This is a genomic window from Weissella paramesenteroides (genome assembly GCF_036327715.1).
GTDB lineage: Bacteria > Bacillota > Bacilli > Lactobacillales > Lactobacillaceae > Weissella > Weissella paramesenteroides.
This window is the reverse complement of sequence record NZ_CP130559.1, coordinates 1,762,055-1,782,552: the sequence shown is the minus strand read 5'-3', so window position 1 is coordinate 1,782,552 and position 20,498 is coordinate 1,762,055. Positions and strand designations below refer to the sequence as shown.

The 20,498-nt window shown below is 39.4% G+C and carries 19 protein-coding genes; 17 read left to right on the top strand and 2 right to left on the bottom strand.

Annotated features, from left to right (window positions below; all coding sequences use genetic code 11):
• Window positions 1-70 precede the first annotated feature (70 nt).
• The 12 genes from QRX23_RS08970 (at window position 71) to sufB (ending at window position 12,388) form a co-directional block, all read left to right on the top strand.
• Window positions 71-1,399: an APC family permease gene (locus tag QRX23_RS08970; protein ID WP_330155350.1), complete on the top strand. Its 1,329-nt coding sequence runs from the start codon at window positions 71-73 to the stop codon at window positions 1,397-1,399.
• A 109-nt stretch (window positions 1,400-1,508) separates the two neighbouring features.
• Window positions 1,509-1,955 (top strand): transposase, encoded by a 447-nt coding sequence (locus QRX23_RS08965; protein ID WP_140836574.1) that lies wholly within the window; start codon window positions 1,509-1,511, stop codon window positions 1,953-1,955.
• A 43-nt stretch (window positions 1,956-1,998) separates the two neighbouring features.
• Window positions 1,999-2,154: a hypothetical protein gene (locus QRX23_RS08960; protein ID WP_330155349.1), complete on the top strand. Its 156-nt coding sequence runs from the start codon at window positions 1,999-2,001 to the stop codon at window positions 2,152-2,154.
• Window positions 2,154-3,113 (top strand): alpha/beta hydrolase, encoded by a 960-nt coding sequence (locus QRX23_RS08955; RefSeq protein ID WP_330155348.1) that lies wholly within the window; start codon window positions 2,154-2,156, stop codon window positions 3,111-3,113. Before QRX23_RS08960 ends, QRX23_RS08955 begins: the two co-directional genes overlap by 1 nt.
• A 320-nt stretch (window positions 3,114-3,433) precedes the next feature.
• Entirely contained in the window at window positions 3,434-4,717 is a 1,284-nt protein-coding gene (locus tag QRX23_RS08950) for an NRAMP family divalent metal transporter (RefSeq protein ID WP_330155347.1), read from the top strand.
• A gap of 20 nt (window positions 4,718-4,737) precedes the next feature.
• On the top strand, window positions 4,738-6,915 hold the full coding sequence (gene nrdD, locus QRX23_RS08945) for an anaerobic ribonucleoside-triphosphate reductase (RefSeq protein WP_330155346.1): 2,178 nt from the start codon (window positions 4,738-4,740) through the stop codon (window positions 6,913-6,915).
• A complete protein-coding gene (gene nrdG / locus QRX23_RS08940) occupies window positions 6,902-7,498 on the top strand; it encodes an anaerobic ribonucleoside-triphosphate reductase activating protein (protein ID WP_330155345.1) in 597 nt (198 codons plus the stop codon). The genes nrdD and nrdG overlap by 14 nt, the downstream gene beginning before the upstream one ends.
• 16 nt (window positions 7,499-7,514) lie before the next feature.
• Window positions 7,515-8,255, top strand: a complete 741-nt coding sequence (gene sufC, locus QRX23_RS08935) for a Fe-S cluster assembly ATPase SufC (RefSeq protein WP_140836568.1) — start codon at window positions 7,515-7,517, stop codon at window positions 8,253-8,255.
• A 16-nt stretch (window positions 8,256-8,271) separates the two neighbouring features.
• Window positions 8,272-9,390 (top strand): SufD family Fe-S cluster assembly protein, encoded by a 1,119-nt coding sequence (locus QRX23_RS08930; protein WP_330155344.1) that lies wholly within the window; start codon window positions 8,272-8,274, stop codon window positions 9,388-9,390.
• On the top strand, window positions 9,377-10,552 hold the full coding sequence (locus QRX23_RS08925; RefSeq protein WP_330155343.1) for an aminotransferase class V-fold PLP-dependent enzyme: 1,176 nt from the start codon (window positions 9,377-9,379) through the stop codon (window positions 10,550-10,552). The genes QRX23_RS08930 and QRX23_RS08925 overlap by 14 nt, the downstream gene beginning before the upstream one ends.
• Window positions 10,549-10,986 (top strand): Fe-S cluster assembly sulfur transfer protein SufU, encoded by a 438-nt coding sequence (gene sufU / locus QRX23_RS08920; protein ID WP_330155342.1) that lies wholly within the window; start codon window positions 10,549-10,551, stop codon window positions 10,984-10,986. Before QRX23_RS08925 ends, sufU begins: the two co-directional genes overlap by 4 nt.
• Window positions 10,979-12,388, top strand: coding sequence for a Fe-S cluster assembly protein SufB (sufB, locus tag QRX23_RS08915; RefSeq protein WP_330155341.1), 1,410 nt, complete (start codon window positions 10,979-10,981; stop codon window positions 12,386-12,388). Before sufU ends, sufB begins: the two co-directional genes overlap by 8 nt.
• Window positions 12,389-12,636: 248 nt before the next feature.
• On the opposite strand, the gene QRX23_RS08910 is transcribed toward sufB, so the two are convergent.
• A complete protein-coding gene (locus tag QRX23_RS08910; RefSeq protein WP_002828121.1) occupies window positions 12,637-14,022 on the bottom strand; it encodes an amino acid permease in 1,386 nt (461 codons plus the stop codon).
• 450 nt (window positions 14,023-14,472) lie between these two features.
• On the opposite strand from QRX23_RS08910, the gene QRX23_RS08905 reads away from it, so the two are divergent.
• The 3 genes from QRX23_RS08905 (at window position 14,473) to QRX23_RS08895 (ending at window position 17,319) form a co-directional block, all read left to right on the top strand.
• Window positions 14,473-15,882, top strand: a complete 1,410-nt coding sequence (locus QRX23_RS08905) for an APC family permease (RefSeq protein WP_330155340.1) — start codon at window positions 14,473-14,475, stop codon at window positions 15,880-15,882.
• 105 nt (window positions 15,883-15,987) lie between these two features.
• Window positions 15,988-16,977, top strand: coding sequence for an asparaginase (locus QRX23_RS08900; protein ID WP_330155339.1), 990 nt, complete (start codon window positions 15,988-15,990; stop codon window positions 16,975-16,977).
• Window positions 16,978-17,001: 24 nt separating this feature from the next.
• Window positions 17,002-17,319 carry a YdbC family protein gene (locus QRX23_RS08895; protein WP_330155338.1) on the top strand — a complete coding sequence of 106 codons (318 nt, stop codon included), beginning with the start codon at window positions 17,002-17,004 and terminating at the stop codon, window positions 17,317-17,319.
• Between the two features lie 110 nt (window positions 17,320-17,429).
• On the opposite strand, the gene QRX23_RS08890 is transcribed toward QRX23_RS08895, so the two are convergent.
• Window positions 17,430-17,804 carry a PaaI family thioesterase gene (locus QRX23_RS08890; protein WP_140836558.1) on the bottom strand — a complete coding sequence of 125 codons (375 nt, stop codon included), beginning with the start codon at window positions 17,802-17,804 and terminating at the stop codon, window positions 17,430-17,432.
• A 137-nt stretch (window positions 17,805-17,941) separates the two neighbouring features.
• Between QRX23_RS08890 and menB the strand changes: the two genes are divergently transcribed.
• Window positions 17,942-18,760 carry a 1,4-dihydroxy-2-naphthoyl-CoA synthase gene (gene menB / locus QRX23_RS08885; protein WP_002828112.1) on the top strand — a complete coding sequence of 273 codons (819 nt, stop codon included), beginning with the start codon at window positions 17,942-17,944 and terminating at the stop codon, window positions 18,758-18,760.
• Between the two features lie 90 nt (window positions 18,761-18,850).
• On the top strand, window positions 18,851-20,302 hold the full coding sequence (locus QRX23_RS08880; RefSeq protein ID WP_330155337.1) for an o-succinylbenzoate--CoA ligase: 1,452 nt from the start codon (window positions 18,851-18,853) through the stop codon (window positions 20,300-20,302).
• The last annotated feature ends 196 nt before the right edge of the window (window positions 20,303-20,498 follow it).

Below are 20,498 nucleotides of genomic sequence, written 5' to 3'. Positions count from 1 at the left end.
TGGGTAATACATGAAACTTTTGTATTACCTGGATTGGACGGCTTTTTTATTTTGATTTAAGGAGAAGAGCATGGAAACGGGGAAAAATGGTTTAAAACGTTCAATGGGCGTTATGACAGGTATTTCGGTAGTTATTGGGACGGTTGTGGGTTCAGGAATTTTCTTTAAGCAAGGTCAAGTGTTGGAAACTGCTGGGGGCACAACGGCAGGATTGGCTGCTTGGATAGTGGGTGGACTAATCACGCTAGCTGGTGGCTTAACGTTATCGGAAGTTGGCTCACGAATACCAGAAACTGGTGGTATTTATATTTATATGAAAAAGCTTTATGGCGAATTTGTTGGTTTCCTCACTGGATGGACACAAGTTGCCATATATGCGCCTGCTATTATTGCATCAGTTTCAGCTTATTTTGCAGAATTATTTGCGGATTTTTTTAACATATCGACACATTGGGTACCTACAATTGGTATCCTGACGTTACTGTTAATTACAGCGATGAATTCATTAGATAATCGGATTGCGGGTGCTTTCCAAGTGACAACAACAACAATCAAATTAATTCCAATCTTTGCATTAGTTATCTTTGGTATGTTTTTTGGAAAGGCAGATGCCTTGGGTCAAACAGTCCATCATATGACAGCAACGACATCGGGCAATTTTGGATTAGCTATTTTGGCAACTTTGTTTGCCTATGATGGTTGGGCGACATTAGCTAACTTAGGTGGTGAGTTAAAAAATCCGCGTCGAAATTTACCGCGAGCAATCATTGGCGGATTACTAATCGTTATTCTGGTCTATGTGGGTGTGACTTATGGTATCTATCGGGCGGTACCTGCAAACCAAATCGTTTCGCTTGATAATCAAGTACCTTACACAGTTGCTCGACAAGCGTTTGGAGAATTAGGTGGTAAATTATTGGCGATTGGTATTTTAGTTTCTATGGCGGGAACGCTTAATGGAAAAATGCTTGCCTTTCCACGAATGGTTTATGCCATGGCAAATGAAGGCGTGTTGCCACGTTATTTAAAAAAGACTAACCGTGCGCAGGCACCGATCACAGCATTATGGACGACAGCAGGTTTGGCTGCTATTTTAATTGTCATGTCAGGGGCTGATTGGTTATCAGATATGGCTGTCTTTGTTATTTGGTTATTCTATGCAGCAACATTTTTTGGTGTATTTATCTTGCGTTTACGGGACAAAAAAGCTGCTGTTAAGCCTAATGAACTACTATTTCAAGTGCCTTTGTATCCAATTATGCCAATAGTTGCCATTGGGGGTGCATTGTTTGTATTGATTAATACCCTAATTGCAAGTTTCTCAATGGTGCTCATTTCGTTTATCTTCGTCGCCATTGGTATCCCGGTTTATTATTATTACAAACGAAAGCGTCGCTAATGGTTAGTCAGACAGATAGTTCTAGGCATGTAATCAGAAATTAGTTGCTTCCTGACAAAATATGCGATAATAGATGTAAAAGAATCTATTAATAAGGGAGTATGTCAGTATGGGAAAGTATCATGTGACGAATTATGAACAGATGTCGTTTGATGATTTTAATCAGCCATCAGGTTTACCAATCGATCGTGACAATCGTTGGGTTGTGCGCGCAGATAATATTCCATGGCATGATCTAGAGAAACAATATGCATTGGTTTTTACAAGTAATCGCGGACCTAAACCATTACCGTTTCGCTTGGTGTTTGGTGCATTGATGATTCAGCAATTACTTGAATTAACTGATGAAGAAACACTAGAACAAATTAAAGAGAATCCTTATTTACAGTATTTTGTGGGACAGTCTGGTTATGTTTATCAGCGGCCATTTAGTTCATCAACTTTAAGTCGTGCGCGACAACGTATCGGGGATGATGAAGTATTGGCAATGGTTGATCAGATAGAGGATATGATGATTGCAAAAGGTGTGACATCTAAAATTGGCAAGCGTCATTAATGACTTGTTTAAAGAATTGATCGTTATAATATGAGGGGGAAAAATGAAAAAAGTTACTTTGTTATTAAGCTTAATCGGTAATCTCGTATTATTTTTGGCGTTAAAGGTCGCTAAAGAACGTAATGATGCTTTTGAACGCCAAATTATTGCTGCTGATGAAAAAGCTGAGATGACTCACAATGATCAGGAGGTTGGATAATGCACATTACTGAAGAAATGATGGATCCTGAGTTACGCAAAACAGGGAAAGCAATTCGCCAGATGATGCCGTATGTTACACCAACTAGAATTAAGCTAATAAACAAAGCAACGGATGTACTACGTGGTACTAATCGAACTAACTTAAATTACGAACAGCATTATATTACGCGTACGGATGGCTCTAAACTACGCATTTGCGTTTATTCACCACAGACACCTCAAGAAAACGTGCCAGGTGTTTTATGGATTCATGGTGGGGGTTATGCATTAGAATTACCGGAATTAGAGGCAAGTGCTTTTGCACAAATAGCCAATGAAACCGGGGCAGTTATCGTGGCACCGGATTATACGCGCTCACCAGACCGTCCTTATCCGGCGGCATTAGAAGATTGTTATGCCTCTTTAAAGTGGCTACGTGATCATACAGATGAGTATGGTATTCGTAGCGATCAATTGGTAGTTGCTGGAGGCAGTGCCGGTGGTGGTTTGACAGCAGCACTTAATTTGTATGCTCGTGACAAGGGAGAGATTGCGATTGCTTTTCAGATTGCGTTTTATCCGATGTTAGACGATCAACCAACAGCAAGCTCGTTAAACAATGATGCACCAATTTGGAATACAAAATCAAATGAGGTATCGTGGCGTTTATACCTGGGTGATTTGTATGGCACTCATGCAATACCAGCGTATGCAGCACCGGCTCGGGCCACTGATTTAAGTGGGTTGCCACCAATGATTTCATTTGTTGGTGATTTAGATCCATTCTATAGTGAGACAGTCACTTTTATTGATCGTTTAGCAGCTAGTGGCGTGCCAACGTATTTCAAGGTATACTCAGGGGCTTACCATGCATTCAATATAATTAAGCATGCTGAATTGGCAAATGATGCAAACCAATTTTTGATTGATAACTTTAAATATTGCATGACGCAATATTTTGCCGAGCAACCTAAGTAGCGAGAGCGAGACAAGAGTCGTTTAGCAGTTGGTTTGGAACGCGGTTTTGTCATCAAAATTTCAATTTTATAATTAATACACTTTTAGCGAAAAGAGCTGTAACACTTCCTGATGTTCCAGCTTTTTTTTTATGCCTTTCTGTTATTAGATAACGTTATGTTATGTTTTCGGTGTATTCGTTAATGGCTGTAAACGTTGGTATAAAAGCATTTTAATTTTATTTTTAAAAAATTCACAAAAAATAAAAAATACCGTTGCGATATATTCTTTTTCTCAAACTACACTTAGTACCTAACAGTTAAGTAGGGGAGATTGAGAATATGAAAGAAAGTAGTACGGAAGTTATCAATGAGGGACCAATTGTTAATCATCAGGATGTGAAGTTAAAAATTGGTCATTTTTTAAAAGTATATGGTCCAGGATTGATTGTGATGTTAGCTGATACTGATGCTGGTTGTCTAATTACAGCGGCTCAGTCTGGTGCGCAATGGGGGTATGCAATGGTTTTACCACAATTACTACTCATTCCAATCTTGTATGCAGCGCAAGAAATGACGGTTCGTCTGGGCATCGTGACACAACAAGGCCATGGTGAATTAATCCGACAACATTTTGGTAAAGGCTGGGCATGGTTGTCCGCAGGCACGTTAGGCATATCAGCAGTTGGTGCTTTATTAACTGAATTTATTGGTATCGCTGGTGTGGGAGAATTATTTGGTGTTTCGAAGTGGTTGACCATTCCAGCAGCAACAATATTGTTAATTGGGGTTGCCTTTTGTGGTAGTTATCATCATGTTGAAAAAATCGGGGTTATGATCGGTCTAGCTGAGCTTGCTTTCCTCGTGGCAATGTTTATGGCCAAACCGCAGCCCAGTGATTTCTTACAAGGTTTAACAACCGTTCCTTGGAAAAATTCCTCTTATTTATATCTTGTTGCCGCCAATGTGGGTGCGGTTATTATGCCATGGATGATTTTTTATCAACAAGGTGCAGTCATTGATAAACACCTTAGCAAGAAGGATATTCCAAAAGAAAAACATGATACATTGGTCGGTACGCTGTTAACACAGGGAATCATGATCATGTTTGTTGTCACTTTTGCGGCAACAGTTGGTGTCGTTGGTCATCACGTATCGCTAGGTTCAGTTAGTGATCTAGCGACTGCAATTTCACCGTATATTGGATCGAAACCAGCAAAGATTTTTACTGGTCTAAGTTTGATGGGTGGTTCGTTAGTTGCAGCATTAGTTGTTGCTTTAGCAGGAACTTGGGGAGTTACTGAGGTTCTAAATTGGCGACATAGTTTGAACGAACGACTAAATAAATCAAATGTTGGTTTTTACACCATTTATTGTTTAGCTCATATCATTGGGGCAGTTATCGTATTAATGAATATCGATTTAGTTGATATCGCCGTTTCAGTTGAAGTGATGAACGCGTTATTATTACCAATCGTCTTGGGATTTTTATTGATGTTAGAAGCAAAAGCATTACCAAAAGAGTATCGGATGCATGGTCTGTATCGATTTTTTGTCACTAGTGCCTGTCTCGTCGTGATGATTTTTGGCATGTATATGGTTGGACCAACACTTGGCATTTGGTAAGTCTAGAAAGGAGTTATTTTATGGATTATGTAGAAACAGTACAAAAAATTGATTGGCGGTTATTAAAGCAAATAACAGTTGAAAAAAGTGATGGTGAGAAGACACCATTTTATGCGTACAAGATTGACTTGGTTATTGATGCCCTGACGGATAATGATGAATTAAAAGATGAATTACGGCAACGTATTTTTTCGCAAGTTAGTGAAGCCGGTGACGAATTATCATCAACCACTATTCGTGACATGTTTATTAGTGCGTTGATTTCTATGGGAGAAGTTGCATTAGCTGATAAATATGTTGATTATCGAACGCATGATATTGAAAAATGGGAGTCTGTTATTGATCCTGGTCATAAATTGAATCAGTTATTTAACGGTCAAGATACTGTTGTCCATGAAAATGCTAATAAAGATAGTAATATCTTTAGCACACGGCGAGATCTAACAGCAGGGATGGTTGGTAAATCATTAGGATTAACTTTAATGCCACAGACTGTTGCTAAGGCACATTTACGTGGTGATATTCATTATCATGATTTGGACTATTCACCCCTGACATCGATGACGAACTGTTGTTTGATTGATTTTAAAGATATGTTAGCCAATGGTTTCAAAATTGGGAATGCAAATGTGGAACCACCTAAGTCAATTCAAACAGCAACGGCCCAAATGTCACAGATTATTGCGAATGTTGCGTCAAGTCAATATGGTGGTTGTTCATCTGACCGAACGGACGAGGTATTAGCACCTTATGCAGAGTTAAATTATAAAAAACATCTTGCAGAAGCTGAACAGTGGGTTTTACCAGAAAAACGAGAATCATTTGCGCGTGATAAAACAAAGAAAGATATTTATGATGCAATGCAGGCGCTTGAATATGAAGTGAATACGCTGTTTTCATCGAACGGACAAACCCCATTTACGACAGTTGGTTTTGGACTAGGAACCTCTTGGATCGAGCGAGAAATTCAAAAAGCCATTTTACAGGTCAGAATTAAGGGATTGGGTAAACAACATCAAACGGCAATTTTTCCAAAACTGATTTTTACCGTTAAACGAGGATTAAATCTAGACAAGACTGATCCAAATTATGATGTCAAGCAACTAGCAGTAGAGTGTGCAACCAAGCGAATGTATCCTGATATTTTAATGTATGACAAAATTATTGAATTGACAGGTAGTTTTAAGTGCCCAATGGGTTGCCGTAGCTTTTTACAAGGTTGGCAGGATGAGAATGGTCAAGAAGTTAATAGTGGTCGTATGAATTTAGGAGTGGTCACGATCAATTTGCCAAGAATCGCCATTGAAGCCAAAGGTGATAAGGATGTATTTTGGGAAATTATGGATGATCGGGTTCACTTAGCTAAAAAGGCATTATTGAACCGGTTAAGTCGTTGTAAGGAAGCAAAACCAGAAAATGCGCCGATTTTATATGAAAATGGTGCATTTGGTAAACGATTGCAGCCAACGGATTCGGTCGATGAATTATTTAAAAATAGTCGGGCAACCATTTCACTTGGTTATATTGGATTATATGAAGTTGGTACAGCCTTCTATGGTAGTGAATGGGAAGATAATCAAGAAGCCCATGATTTTACAGTCGCTATTGTTAAGTATTTACATGATTATTGCTTGAAGTGGGAGAATCAATACGGCTATCACTTTAGTGTTTACTCAACACCCGCTGAGTCATTGACTGATACTTTTTGTGAGGATGATATTGTGCGTTTTGGTATGATCCCGGATATTACGGCTAAGGAATACTACACGAATAGTTTCCACTACGATGTTCGTAAAAACCCAACACCGTTTGAAAAACTAGCATTTGAGCAAGACTATCCAAAATATGCAGCAGGTGGCTTTATCCATTATTGTGAGTACCCTAATTTGAAGCAAAATCCAGCTGCGTTAGAAGCAGTTTGGGATTGGGCTTATGATCGCGTAGGTTACTTAGGAACAAATGCTTCGATTGATCACTGTTTTGAATGTGGTTTTGATGGTGAATTTAAACCAACTGCAAGAGGATTTGAATGCCCACAATGTGGTAATCGTGATCCAAAAACATGTGATGTTGTTAAGCGGACCTGTGGTTATCTAGGAAATCCAATGATTCGTCCAATGGTTCATGGTCGTCATAAGGAAATTGTGTCACGTGTTAAGCATATGCAGTTAGGAGGCCTTGAAGATGGCGAAATCTAATCGGCCACGGCATATTAGACAACCAAACAATCCGAAACCCCAAGAATGGTTAGCATCTGAACGCAGTTTACAATATGTGGCTAGTTATAAACCATTTAATATGGTTGATGGTGAAGGTATTCGATGCAGTCTTTATGTATCGGGCTGTTTGTTTAATTGTCCTGGTTGCTACAACCGGGTTGCTCAAAATTTTCATTATGGTAAACCATATTCGCAAGCACTCGAGGATCGCATTATTACTGATATGTCGCATAGTTATGTCCAAGGGTTGACATTACTTGGTGGCGAACCGTTTTTAAATACCCAAGTTTGTTTGAAATTATGTCGGCGAATTCGGCAAGAATTTGGAAATACAAAGGATATTTGGTCATGGACGGGTTATACCTGGGATGAGTTGATGCAAGAATCCTATGACAAATTAGAATTGTTAAGCATTATTGATATTTTGGTAGATGGTCGTTTCTTAGAAGAAAAGAAAGATTTGACGTTACAATTTCGTGGGAGTTCAAATCAAAGAATCATTGATGTACCAAAGTCCTTAGCAACTGACGATGTTGTTATTTGGGATAAATTAGTTAGGTAGTTTAGGAGGGAAAACAGTGGCTGAATTAATCATTGACCATCTTTCGGTGGCTGTGCAAGATAAAACCATTTTAAATGATGTTAATTTAACGATTAAAAATGGTGAAATTCATGCACTGATGGGGCCAAATGGTACGGGAAAATCAACATTATCAGAAACCATCATGGGAAATCCACGTTATCAAATTACGGGTGGGCGAATCTTATTAAATGGTCAAAATATTACTGAGATGGCAACTGATGAACGAGCCCGTGCAGGTATTTTTCTAGCAATGCAATATCCAGTTGAGGTTGCTGGCATTACGAACGCAGATTTTATTCACTCAGCAATGAACGCTCGCAATAATCATGATGCTGTCCCAGTACTAAAATTTCTTAATGCTTTACACCAAAATATGGCATTTTTGGATATGGATGAAGACTATGCTGATCGTGGTTTAAATGAAGACTTTTCTGGTGGTGAGAAGAAACGCAATGAAATTTTACAACTAATGATGTTGCAACCGACAATGGCAGTGCTAGATGAAATCGACTCTGGTCTCGATATTGATGCCTTAAAAGTTGTTGCCCGTGGTATCAATAAGATGCGCAGTGAATCATTTAGCTGTTTGATGGTGACACACTATCAGCGACTGCTCAATTATGTTGTTCCTGATGTTGTGCATGTTATGATGGGTGGCCACATTATTAAAACGGGTGGACCAGAATTGGCGTTAGCACTCGAAAAAAATGGTTATGAAGGACTTGATCAGGTGTGAGGAGGTGAATCATGCGATGACAACAGATGTCTTAGAGCAAGCTAATTATCCTTATTATATGGGCATTAAGTATGCAACAAAGGATTACGAATTTGTTAGTCACAATGAGGCTGTTCATTGGCAATGGTCAGCAGATGATGCAACGATTACAGAACTTAAGCACCATGGTGGTACAATTGCGCGTCTTGAAGATGAGGCACAGTTATCCAAACAAGTCACAGCATATATACAGAAACATCAAACAAATAAGTACATCGTACAACATTTTCAACAACCGCTCGTCGGTTTGAAAATTATGATTCCTGATCATGTGGTTATTAAACAACCATTAAATTTGACGATAGATTTAAGAGATACCCAACCAATTGCATTGACGATAGTGTTGATCCTTGGTGAAGGCAGTCAGTTGACTCTGCAACAGGCTATCAATATTAATGGTCAGGTAGCTCATGCTAGTTGTGTGATAATTGGGCATCAAGCAGATAATAGTCAGTTAAAATTAATGACTGCACTCAGCAATCAGACACCCATCAACTTATCATTATTTGGGGAACTTGATGTGGCCAGAGATTGCGTGGCAGATTGGTCACTGGTACCGGGAACTTACGGTAAATTATTGGGGGATGTTACCGTGAACTTGAATGGTCAAGGTAGCGTCGCAAAACTCAATGCGGTCAAAATCGGCATCGGTCAAGATTACAGTGGCTTTCAGGGACGTGTGAATCATTTGGCAACGCACACAACTAGTCGCATCAACATGCGTGGCGTGTTATTTGGCCAATCAAAGGTTAATTTTACAAGCGTCGGGCAAATTTATCACGGTGCCTATGGTTCAGACTCACAGCAAGAAGGGCGCTTGATGACGGTTGGTAAAAGTGCTCAAGGGACCGTTAATCCGTTATTGATTATTGATGAAAATGACGTCAATGCTGGCCATGCGGCTAGTGTTGGTCAGTATGATCCTGAAGAACTTTACTATCTATTAAGTCGAGGAATTACTGAACAACAAGCCAGAAAAATTTTAGTCTATGATTTTATTGCACCAGTGCTCCATGAGCTCAATGATGATTTGCAACAAAAGGTCATAGCAGCAGTTGAAGAAGGTGCAGGTGAAGATCTCCATGACAGTTTATAATCAGTTAGCTTACTTAGATAATGCTGCAACCACGCCGATGCCAGATGCCGTCCTTGAAGTGATTGATAATTATTATCAAAAACAAAAGGTCAATGTGCATCGTGGCATGTATATGTTAGCTAATGAGGTGACCAAACAATATGAACAGGTTCGTCAACAGGTAGCTGATTTCATTCATGCGCCCGATGTTGCAGATATTGTGTTTACTAGTGGTGCAACCGATGCGCTGAATTTGGTGGCGTTTGGTTATGGTATGACACATCTTCATGCTGGGGATGAGATTATTATTAGTGTCATGGAACATCATTCTAATTTGGTACCTTGGCAACAAGTTGCCAAAATAACGGGGAGTAAACTACGCGTTGTTGACATCACAACAGATGGTCGGATTGATATGATGGCATTGCAAAAAATGCTAAATAAACATACCAAAATTGTGTCACTAACATTAGTTTCAAATGTTTTAGGAACGTATACAGATATGCACCCAATCGCAAAAATAGTGCATGAAGCTGGTGCTGTGTTACTAGTTGATGCAGCTCAGGCAGTTGCCCATATACCGATTGATGTGCAAGCGATGGCTGCCGACTTTTTGGCCTTTTCCGGACATAAAATGTTTGGTCCGACAGGTGTCGGGGTACTATATGGACGTGCGGATTTACTAGCTGAGACAAATCCAACGCGGTTCGGTGGTGAAATGATTGATCAAGTAACCAAAACAACGGCCACTTTTCAACCAGCACCATTAAAATTTGAAGCAGGAACACCAAATATTGCTGGTGTACTCGGGTTAGGTGCGGCGATTAAGTATATTTATCAGAAAGGCTACCAAACAATTGCTCAGATTGATCATGAATTGATAGATCATTTAATGGCAGGGTTGGCTCAAATACCTTTGGTGACGGTGTATGGATCACCAATCGCAAGTGACCACCAAGGGGTTGTGAGCTTCAACGTAGACAATGTACATGCGCATGATGTTGCAACTATTTTGGATTCAGCAGGTGTTGCTGTCCGATCAGGTCACCATTGTGCGGAGCCCCTAATGAATTTTTTGGGTACTGAAAGTGTTGTACGAGTCAGTGTTAGTTTTGAAAATAAGTTGTCTGAAATTGATAAGTTATTGGCAGGTGTTCGTCAGGTAAAGGAGTTATTGACATGAGTGATATTCGACAACTTTATCAGCGGATTATCGTTGATCATGCCAATTATCCGCATCATTATGGTGAACTCAAGACGGCAAATTATAAAAAAACCTGTCGTAATCCAGACTGTGGCGATACCATTTCAATATTTGCACTAATTGTTGACGGTCAATTTATTGACGTATCCTTTACAGGAAATGGCTGCATCATTAGTCAAGCATCTGCAAGTATGCTAATGGATATATTAATTAATCAGTCTGTCGATGTTGCGCTTGATCGTATGCAAAGTTTTAGCAAGTTAATCATGGGACAAGCAGTTGATGCTGATGATTTAGGTGATAGTGTTGCTTTTAGTACTTTAAGCGAATTTCCAACACGTGTTCGATGTGGTGCCTTAGCTTGGCACGCAATGTCAGAAATTATTAATGATTGGAGGACAACCAATGGCTGAAGATTCCATATCAGTGAAAGATCAGCAGGCCAATGAAGAACGCGGCGCTGTCGATGAAATTGATCCAGTTTTTTCAACAGGTGTTGGTATTAGTGAGGATACCATCCGTAAAATTTCTGGTGCTAAGCATGAGCCTGATTGGATGTTAGCGTTACGTCTGAAAGCCTACCAAATCTATTTAAAAATGCCTTTACCGAAATTTGGACCTGATTTAAGTCAAATTAATTTGGATCATATTAAATATTTTCAACGAGCAACAGATCATGTGGCGCGGCAATGGTCAGATGTACCAGACACGATTAAAGAAACCTTTGAACGTATTGGTGTCCCTGAAGCTGAACGAGAGTATCTGGCAGGTTCAGCAGCTCAGTACGAATCTGAGGCAGTGTACAGTAATTTGAAACATGACTTGGAATCACAAGGAATTATTTTTATGGATACAGATTCGGCACTGCGCGAACATCCTGATTTGGTACAACAATATTTTGGTACCTTAATTTCGGCCAGCGATAATAAATTTGCTGCCTTAAATACGGCGGTTTGGTCTGGGGGAACTTTTTTATATGTGCCAAAAGGAGTGCATGCGGATGTGCCCATTCAAAGCTATTTTCGGATTAATGCCGGTCGAACCGGACAGTTTGAGCGAACGTTAATCATTGTTGATGAAGGGGGTTCGGTTAATTATGTTGAGGGCTGTACCGCACCAAATTATTCAGAAGACAGTTTACATGCGGCCGTGGTAGAGGTATTTGTGAAACAAGGCGGATATTGTCGCTATACAACGATTCAAAATTGGTCAACAAATGTTTATAGCTTGGAAACTAAACGGGCACGTGCTGAAGCAGCAGCATCGATGGAATGGGTTGATGGAAATCTCGGTTCTAAAGTGACAATGAAATATCCTAGTATTTATTTAGTTGGTCGTGGTGCAACTGGCTCGATGCTATCAATCGCTGCGGCCGGTAAAGACATGCATCAAGATACTGGTGCCAAGATGATTCACATGGCACCCGACACGCATAGTACGATTATTTCAAAAGCCATTTGCCATGACGGCGGTCGTGCTGATTATCGTGGTTTGGTAAAGTATACAAAACGAGCGACAAACGCACATTCTCATGTAGAATGTGACACGATTCTTATGGATAATCAAAGCAGTAGTGATACATTTCCGGTGAATGATATTGCAACTAGTGATGGTACGATCGAGCATGAGGCACGTGTTTCCAAAGTTTCAGAAGAAAAGCTCTACTATTTAGAAAGTCGGGGATTAGATGAAGAAACCGCAACACAGCTGATTGTGATGGGGTTTTTAGATCCATTTACAAAACAACTACCAATGGAGTACGCTGTTGAATTGAACCGATTGATCAAATTTCAGATGGTTGGTAGTGTTGGTTAAATAATTTTGAATAGACGCAATGAAAAAAGAGAGCGAGACAAAAGTCGTTTTGAAGCCGGTGTGTAACGTAGTTTTCGTCATTTTTGGCCGAAGCAAAGCGAAGGACAGAAATGTCGTAAATTGCGTTACATTGAGGCTTCAGACTTTTGGAACGCGTTTATGCTGTCAAACTAACATGCGTTTAATTAATATCTTTTAGCATAAAAATTAGAGGCTGAGACAACATCTGTCCCAGCCTCCTTTATATTTTAATTTTTCTTTCTTTCTTGAACGAAAAAGATAACAGATAGCAGAATTAGGAAACCAGCACCGATGCTGACAGAAACACGTGTATCTGGATTAATAAACATAAAGACAACAATAACCAACAATGAAAGTAGTGCAAAATAGTTTGTTAATGGATATAGCGGCATTTTAAAAGGATGCTCAGCCATCAGTGTTTTATTAGAAGCCCGGAACCTTAATTCTGAAAATAGGATAACAAACCAAGGCACCATACCAGGTAATACACTTGAACTATATACTAAGACAAACAAGTCAGCAGTTGATTTATTATATGCAGAGAAGACAGTATTTAAAATCAATCCCAGTAGAATACCACCAGAAATGGCAAGAATTGAAACATAAGGTACTTGACGTGATGATAATTTTGATAATGGCTTAGCTGTTTCACCATCTTTTGATAGTTTGAACAACATACGGCTTGAACTATAGATACCAGAATTAGCACCTGACATGGCAGCAGTTAGAACCACAAAATTAATGATACCAGCAGCACCTGAAATACCAACTTTTGAAAATGTTTCTACGAATGGTGAACCGACTGCATCAAGTTGGTTCCAAGGGTAGATTGTCACAATGACAAAAATAGCACCGATATAGAAAATTAAAATACGCCAAACGATTGAACGAATTGATGAAACAATGGCATGTTTAGGATGTTCAGCTTCGCCAGCCGTAATACCCAGTACCTCAATTCCTTGATAAGACCCGACGACAATTGACATGGCAAAGATAAATCCTTTAAAGCCACCCGTGAAGAAGCCACCGTGTGACCATAAATTTGAAAGACCGATTGCGTGCCAATGATTACCTAACCCTAGGAAAATGACCATCGCACCTAAGACAATCATCACAATAATCGTTACCACTTTGATCATGGCAAAATAAAATTCCATGGTACCGTAAGCTTTAGCGGAAGTTAGATTAGCGAGTGTTAATGTCGCGATGACAACCACACCCGATATCCAACCAGGCAAGTGGGGCCACCAATAATTTAAATAAGTGCTGACAGCAATAACTTCACTGATACCAACGACGATATATTGAAAAACATTACTCCATTTTGTGAGGTAACCGGCTAAAGGGTGAATATAATTTGAAGCGTAGTCAGCAAATGACCCAGTTGTTGGATTAATGAAAATCATTTCACCTAAAGCGCGCATCACAAGATATAGCAAAATACCAACAAAGGCATAGGCTAATAGGACTGATGGACCAGTCCATTGAATGGTTGATGTTGATCCCATAAATAGACCGACACCAATTGTGCCACCTAAGGCAATCATTTGCATTTGACCACTCGTTAACGAACGTTTTAACTGACGTTCAGACTTTATCTGCTCACTTTTCATATCTGACACTCCTCTTTCTCCTAAAAAAGTATACAAAAAACCGCCCAATCAACTTGCACCGCAAAGCGGGTGTCGAGCTGATTGGACGGTTTGTTAACAATCAATAGTTATTAACAGCACGTTAAATATCCCAACCAGCCAAAAGGGTGGTTGAGGTGGTGGTCGTTAGATGATCTGCTAAGATTAAGTTTTTTACTTTGTAAACTAACATAACGATTTCCTCCGTGCATTAATTAATAATTAGAAGAATATCATTATTATGCCAGGATGACAAGAGAAAATTTAAAATCTCATCGATATGAGTGACTAATTTATTAATTAAATAATAATAAAAAGTCAACAAAATCAATCATAACTAGCTATTATATATTGAAATAGTCGTTATTCGAGATATTTAAAAAGTGTCTTAAAAATTTGCGATATCGTACGCAAGAAATTAGAGGTTTAATTATGTCACAATTGAAATTATGGCAAAAAATGATTCGACGCGAAAATCCGAGTAGTTATGCAGATAAAGACGGCAAACTACAGCCGGTATTAGGAAAAAGAGAAATGATTGCAATGGGGATTGGTACGGTAGTTGGTGCTGGTGTTTTTACTATGCCAGGCATTGTGGCAGCCGAATATGCCGGTCCAGCAGTTGTGATTTCTTTTGTTATTGCAGCATTAATTGCCGGATTATCCGCTTTAGCCTATTCAGAGTTAGCATCAGCCATGCCATTTGCTGGTTCAATTTATTCGTGGGCAAATGTTATTTTTGGTGAATTCATTGGTTGGATTGCGGGATGGGCAATTTTAGCAGAATATTTGATTGCTTTGGCGCTAGTTTCGTCGGCATGGTCCTCGTATTTCCAAGGCTTTTTAGCAAGCTTTGGCTTCGAATTACCAAAATTTTTTCAAGCATCGTTCAATTTAGCAAAAGGAACAGGCTTTGATTTATTTGGTGCCATAGCAATTTTAGTGGTCGGTGTCCTGGCTTCCCGCGGGCTGAGAAATATTGCTCGAATTGAAAATTGGCTTGTCGTTGGTAAAATTGCTGTCATTATTATCTTTATTGTGGTGGGGGCTACTGCAGTTCAAGTGAAAAACTGGCTGCCATTTATTCCCCATCATCAAACGGGCACTCATTTTGGTGGCATTACTGGGATTATTGCCGGGGCAACGCAAATTTTCTTTTCATACATCGGTTTTGATACGATTGCAGCTAATTCAGCAGAGGTGAAAAATCCACAGAAAACAATGCCACAAGCAATCGTTGGTACATTAGTCATTGCAACGGCTTTATTTGTGGGTGTCGCAGCAATTTTAACGGGGATGTATCCATATGAAAAATTTGCTGGTAACGCTGAACCAGCGGCATGGGCGTTGCGTAAATCAGGACATTTATTAACAGCTAATTTATTGTCAGTTGTCGCATTAGTGGGGATGTTTTCGGGGTTAGTTGCTTTATTGATTGGTGGGTCACGATTGGTGTATTCGTTTGGTCGCGACGGCCTGATGCCACGTCAATTTGCACAATTAGACAATGCGGGGCTACCCAAAGTCGCGACTGGGATTATTACAGCAATTGCGATTATTCTGGGAGGTGTTTTCCCAATTGACATGTTGGCAAATTTGGTGTCTGCAGGTACGTTGATCGCCTTTATTGTAGCTGGCTTGGCAGTTTTGAAACTGCGTAAACGGGCTGATATTAATCATAGTGGTTATAAAATGCCGTGGTACCCAATACTGCCGATATTAGCTGCATTGGCTGCTTTATTATTACTATGTTCGTTAAATACGACTGCTATTTATTTAACTGTCGGATGGTTGGTAATTGGGTTTATTGTGTATCTTTTCTACGGTAGTCATCATAGTTAAGTAAAGTCAGGATAGTATTATTTTTATGATTAGTAGTATGTTCACAAATATAAGTGTGCGATAATAATTAGATACTAGTCGTTTAAATTGATGGGAGAAAAGCCGATGAAAAAATTATTGGTTTTAACTACAGGAGGAACCATTGCGTCAACAAAAACTGCTCAAGGTTTAGCGCCAGGAATGACAGCTGATGAATTGATGACCTATGTTGTACCACGTGATGATGTGATGATGTCTGTTGAAAACATCATGGGAAAAGACTCAACTAATATGCAACCTGAAGATTGGTTGATTATCGCCGGACGCATACTAGAACATCAGGACGAATTTGATGGTTTTATTGTGACTCATGGTACAGATACAATGGGTTATACCGCAGCAGCCCTGTCATACTTGCTATATGGTATTAAAAAACCAGTTGCGTTGACCGGATCACAAATTCCATTAGGTGAAATGCAGTCAGATGCTATTAGAAACCTAGATGATGCTGTCACGTTTGCTAGTAAAACACATTTGACGGGGGTGTATCTCGTATTTAACGGTTTGGTCATGATGGGGACGCGCGCTGTTAAGACCAAGACAAAGAGTTATGATGCGTTTGAGAGTATTAACTATCCTTATTTGGCAAGTGTGAACGCTGGGGAAATGGTGTCATTATATGAACCAGAGCCAGAAGAACCATTATTAAAGGCCCATACGTCTTTGGATCCAAATATTTTTGTTTTGAAGGCCTTTCCAGGACTTTCAGTAGATATATTTGATTATCTAGTTGCGCATACACATGGTGTCATTATTGAGAGTTTTGGTAATGGTGGTTTACCGTTCCAACGACGTAATTTGATTCCGGGTATCGAGAAACTTATTGCTGCAGATATTCCAGTTATTATCACGACACAAATTTTAGAAGAAGGTCAAGATATTAATTTGTATGAAGTCGGTAAACGAGTTGCGGATGCCGGTGGTGTTACAGTTGGTGATATGAATACTGAAGCAGTCGTAGCAAAGTTGATGTGGGTATTAGATCAAACACGCGACCCGCAAAGAATCACAGAGATGATTCAGACGCAAACGGCTCATGATATTGGATTCGTCTAATGTGCAGTTAAAGAGGAGGCGCAAATGGCAAAATTATCATACGATATTTTAGAAAAATTTGGTACATTATCAACTAGTAAAAGTGGTTGGGAATTGCAATTAAACTTTGTGCAATGGGGTGAAAATAAACCTAAATTCGACTTACGCTCATGGTCACCAGACAATAGTAAGATGGGTAAAGGGTTAACCTTATCTCATGATGAGGTGGTTGCATTGTACGATGTATTAACGAATGTATTAGCAGCAGAACACGCACCTGTAACAGATGTCACAGATGATGTTGCAGATACTGATGAACAAACAAATGAGCAACCTAAATGGGGTCGTTTGGACGAGATGTAAGCTCCCCCAAGCTAACACCAAATTTGAGATATATCCCGATGGTTAAAGTGAATTTAACCATTGGGGTATTTTTTGTTCAAAGTTTTAAAAAAGTTAGCTTGAAGCGAAAATTAATGTTTCGTGGTTATCATAATAGTCACAGTTGATGTTGAGGTTTGTTGCTTAGTTTCTGCAATAATGGTATCTACCGTCCACGTCTGAATGCGATGACCTAACTTGATGGGTGTCGCAATCGCAAGTAATGTACCAGTCGTTGCAGCATTTAAATGATGTGTATGAATATCAACACCAACAGGAATTTGGTTGGGATTTGTTAAACTGGCGTTAGCACCTAGACTGGCTGCTGTTTCAGCAAGAAAAGCATTAATTCCACCATGCACGATACCATAAGGTTGCTTGATCTGGTCGGTGATTGGTAGTTGAATGATTGTTTTTTCAGCAGTTACGAGTTTGTTTTCAACGTTTAAAAATTGTAATGCATCCATGGTTGTCCCTCGTTTTCAAAGTAGTATCAGATTAATCCTCATTTTAATATTAATTTGGAAAAAATAATAGAAAAGATTATAATGCACTAGTAGTGTTTATTGTACAGATATAAAAAATAGGAAGTGGCAAAATAAATATGACAGTAGAATGGTCAACAGTTAAAGAATACTCAGAAATTTTCTTTGAGCGTGCTGATGCAATTGCTAAGATTACGATGAATAATCCACGTCATCATAATGCGTTTACACCTGATATGGTGCAAGAAATGATTGATGCTTTTTCAATTGCACGTGATGATGCGTCAATTGGTGTGATTATTTTAACTGGAGAAGGGGATAAAGCCTTTTCTTCTGGTGGTGATCAATCAGTACGTGGTAATGGTGGTTATGTTGGCCATGATCACATTGCACGTTTGAATGTTTTGGATTTGCAACACTTGATGCGTATTATTCCTAAGCCAATTATTGCGATGGTTAAGGGTTGGTCAGTCGGCGGTGGTAACATTTTGCAACTGGTTTGTGATTTGACGATTGCTGCTGATAATGCCATGTTTGGTCAAACTGGACCAAAGGTTGGTTCATTTGATGCAGGATATGGTTCAGGTTACTTAGCTCGTGTTATTGGTCATAAGCGTGCGAAGGAAGTTTGGTTCTTGAATAAGTTCTACACAGCACAAGAAGCTTACGATATGAACTGGATTAACCGTGTCGTACCATTGGCTGAGGTTGAAGATGCAACGTTAGAGTGGGCTAATATCATTCTACAAAAGTCACCAACTGCTTTGCGCTTCATTAAAGCTGCGATGAATGCTGATACAGATGGTTTAGCTGGTTTGCAACAATTTGCTGGGGATGCCACAATGTTGTATTACACGACGGATGAAGGAAAAGAAGGTAAGAATGCCTTTCTTGAAAAGCGCCAACCAGATTTTACCAAGTATCCAAAGTTCCCATAAAAATAATGAAGACTCGGTAAGCGACAGGTCATGTCAGCTATCGGGTTTTTTATTCGATTTTTACTTTAAAAATATATAGAAGGAATATTCATGGAAAATTGGCTAACAAAACGGGCACAATTATCACCTGACCATTTGGCTGTTCAGTATCAGGAAACAAAGTTGACCTTTGCGCAGATGAACGACCAGGTGCAACATATTGCAACACAATTGGCGCAGATTGCTCAAAATGAAGAACGGATTGCAGTAATTACTTCAAATCAGTTGCAAGGCTATTTGATGATTCTAGCTGTACAACAATTAGGTAAAACAATCGTTCTGATTAATCGTCGTTTATCTGCACGAGAAATTGATTTTCAATTACAAGATGCTGGTATTCAGGTTGTCGTGCAAGATAATGATTTTCACTTAACGCTATCAGTTAATAAGCAAGTTTCTTTTGCCGAAGTATTGGCAATACCGGTTACTGAACTAATTAATCCCGTTGCTGAATTTGACTTAAATAAAGTAACATCAATTATGTATACATCAGGAACGACCGGTAATCCTAAAGGGGTCATGCAAACCTTTGGTAACCATTTTTATTCAGCTATTGGCTCAGCGTTAAATTTGGGCATTATGACTGAGGATGTTTGGTTGGCAGTTGTTCCCATTTTTCATATTAGTGGTTTGTCGATTATGATGAGATCACTTATTTATGGTATGGGTGTGCGTCTGTTTGAAAAATTTGATGTTCATGCCATTAACAAAACCTTATTAAGTGGAGAAGTGACAACGATTTCAGTTGTGCCGATGATGTTGACACAACTACTGAGTGATTTGCCAGAAGGAACTCGTTACCACAAAAACTTTCGTACGATGTTGTTGGGTGGTGGACCAACTGACTTAACAACTTTACAACGAGCAACAGCAGCAGGTATCGAAGTTGTACAATCATATGGTATGACAGAAACTGCATCACAAGTGATTGCCTTGGATGCGGCAAATGCGCAACGGAAAATTGGGTCAGCTGGTAAGCCACTGTTCCCTGTTTCAGTTCGTATTGCACATCAGGATGAAAATCGTCATGGTCGCATCCAAATTAAATCGCCAACATTAGCGGTTGGCTATTTAAATCAACCAGAGAAATATGCTAATACATTCGAAAATGGCTGGTTTGATACGAGTGACATGGGTTGGTTAGATGACGAAGGTTTCTTATATATTGATGGTCGTGAAGGAGATATGATTTCATCAGGTGGTGAAAATGTCTTCCCTGATGAAATTGAATCAATCTATGCGAAACTAGATGCAATAAAGCAAATTGCAGTGGTAGGTGTACCCGATGAAAAATGGGGTGCGGTACCAGTCGCTTTTGTTACGTTTACGGATGGTAAGTCATTATCTCGACAAGAGTTACGCAATTTTGGTCGAGACATGTTAGCGCATTATAAGGTACCCGCACACTTTTATAATGTATCAGAATTACCACGGACAGCGAGCGGCAAAGTGCAACGACATAAATTGCCGCATTTGATTGCGAAAGCATCAGAAGTAAAATAAGCATTTACCTTGAATTTTTGAGATGAGCGACTATAATGGTTGGTAATCTAGGAAAGGGGGTGATACGTTTTGACAGATATACACAATCAACAAAACGTATCGCCCTTGTAAAAGGAAACAAGGGCGATACGTTCTGTATAGTTTAGTGGGCAACTACTAAAAAGATTATGCGGATTGTAATTTAACAGCATAATCG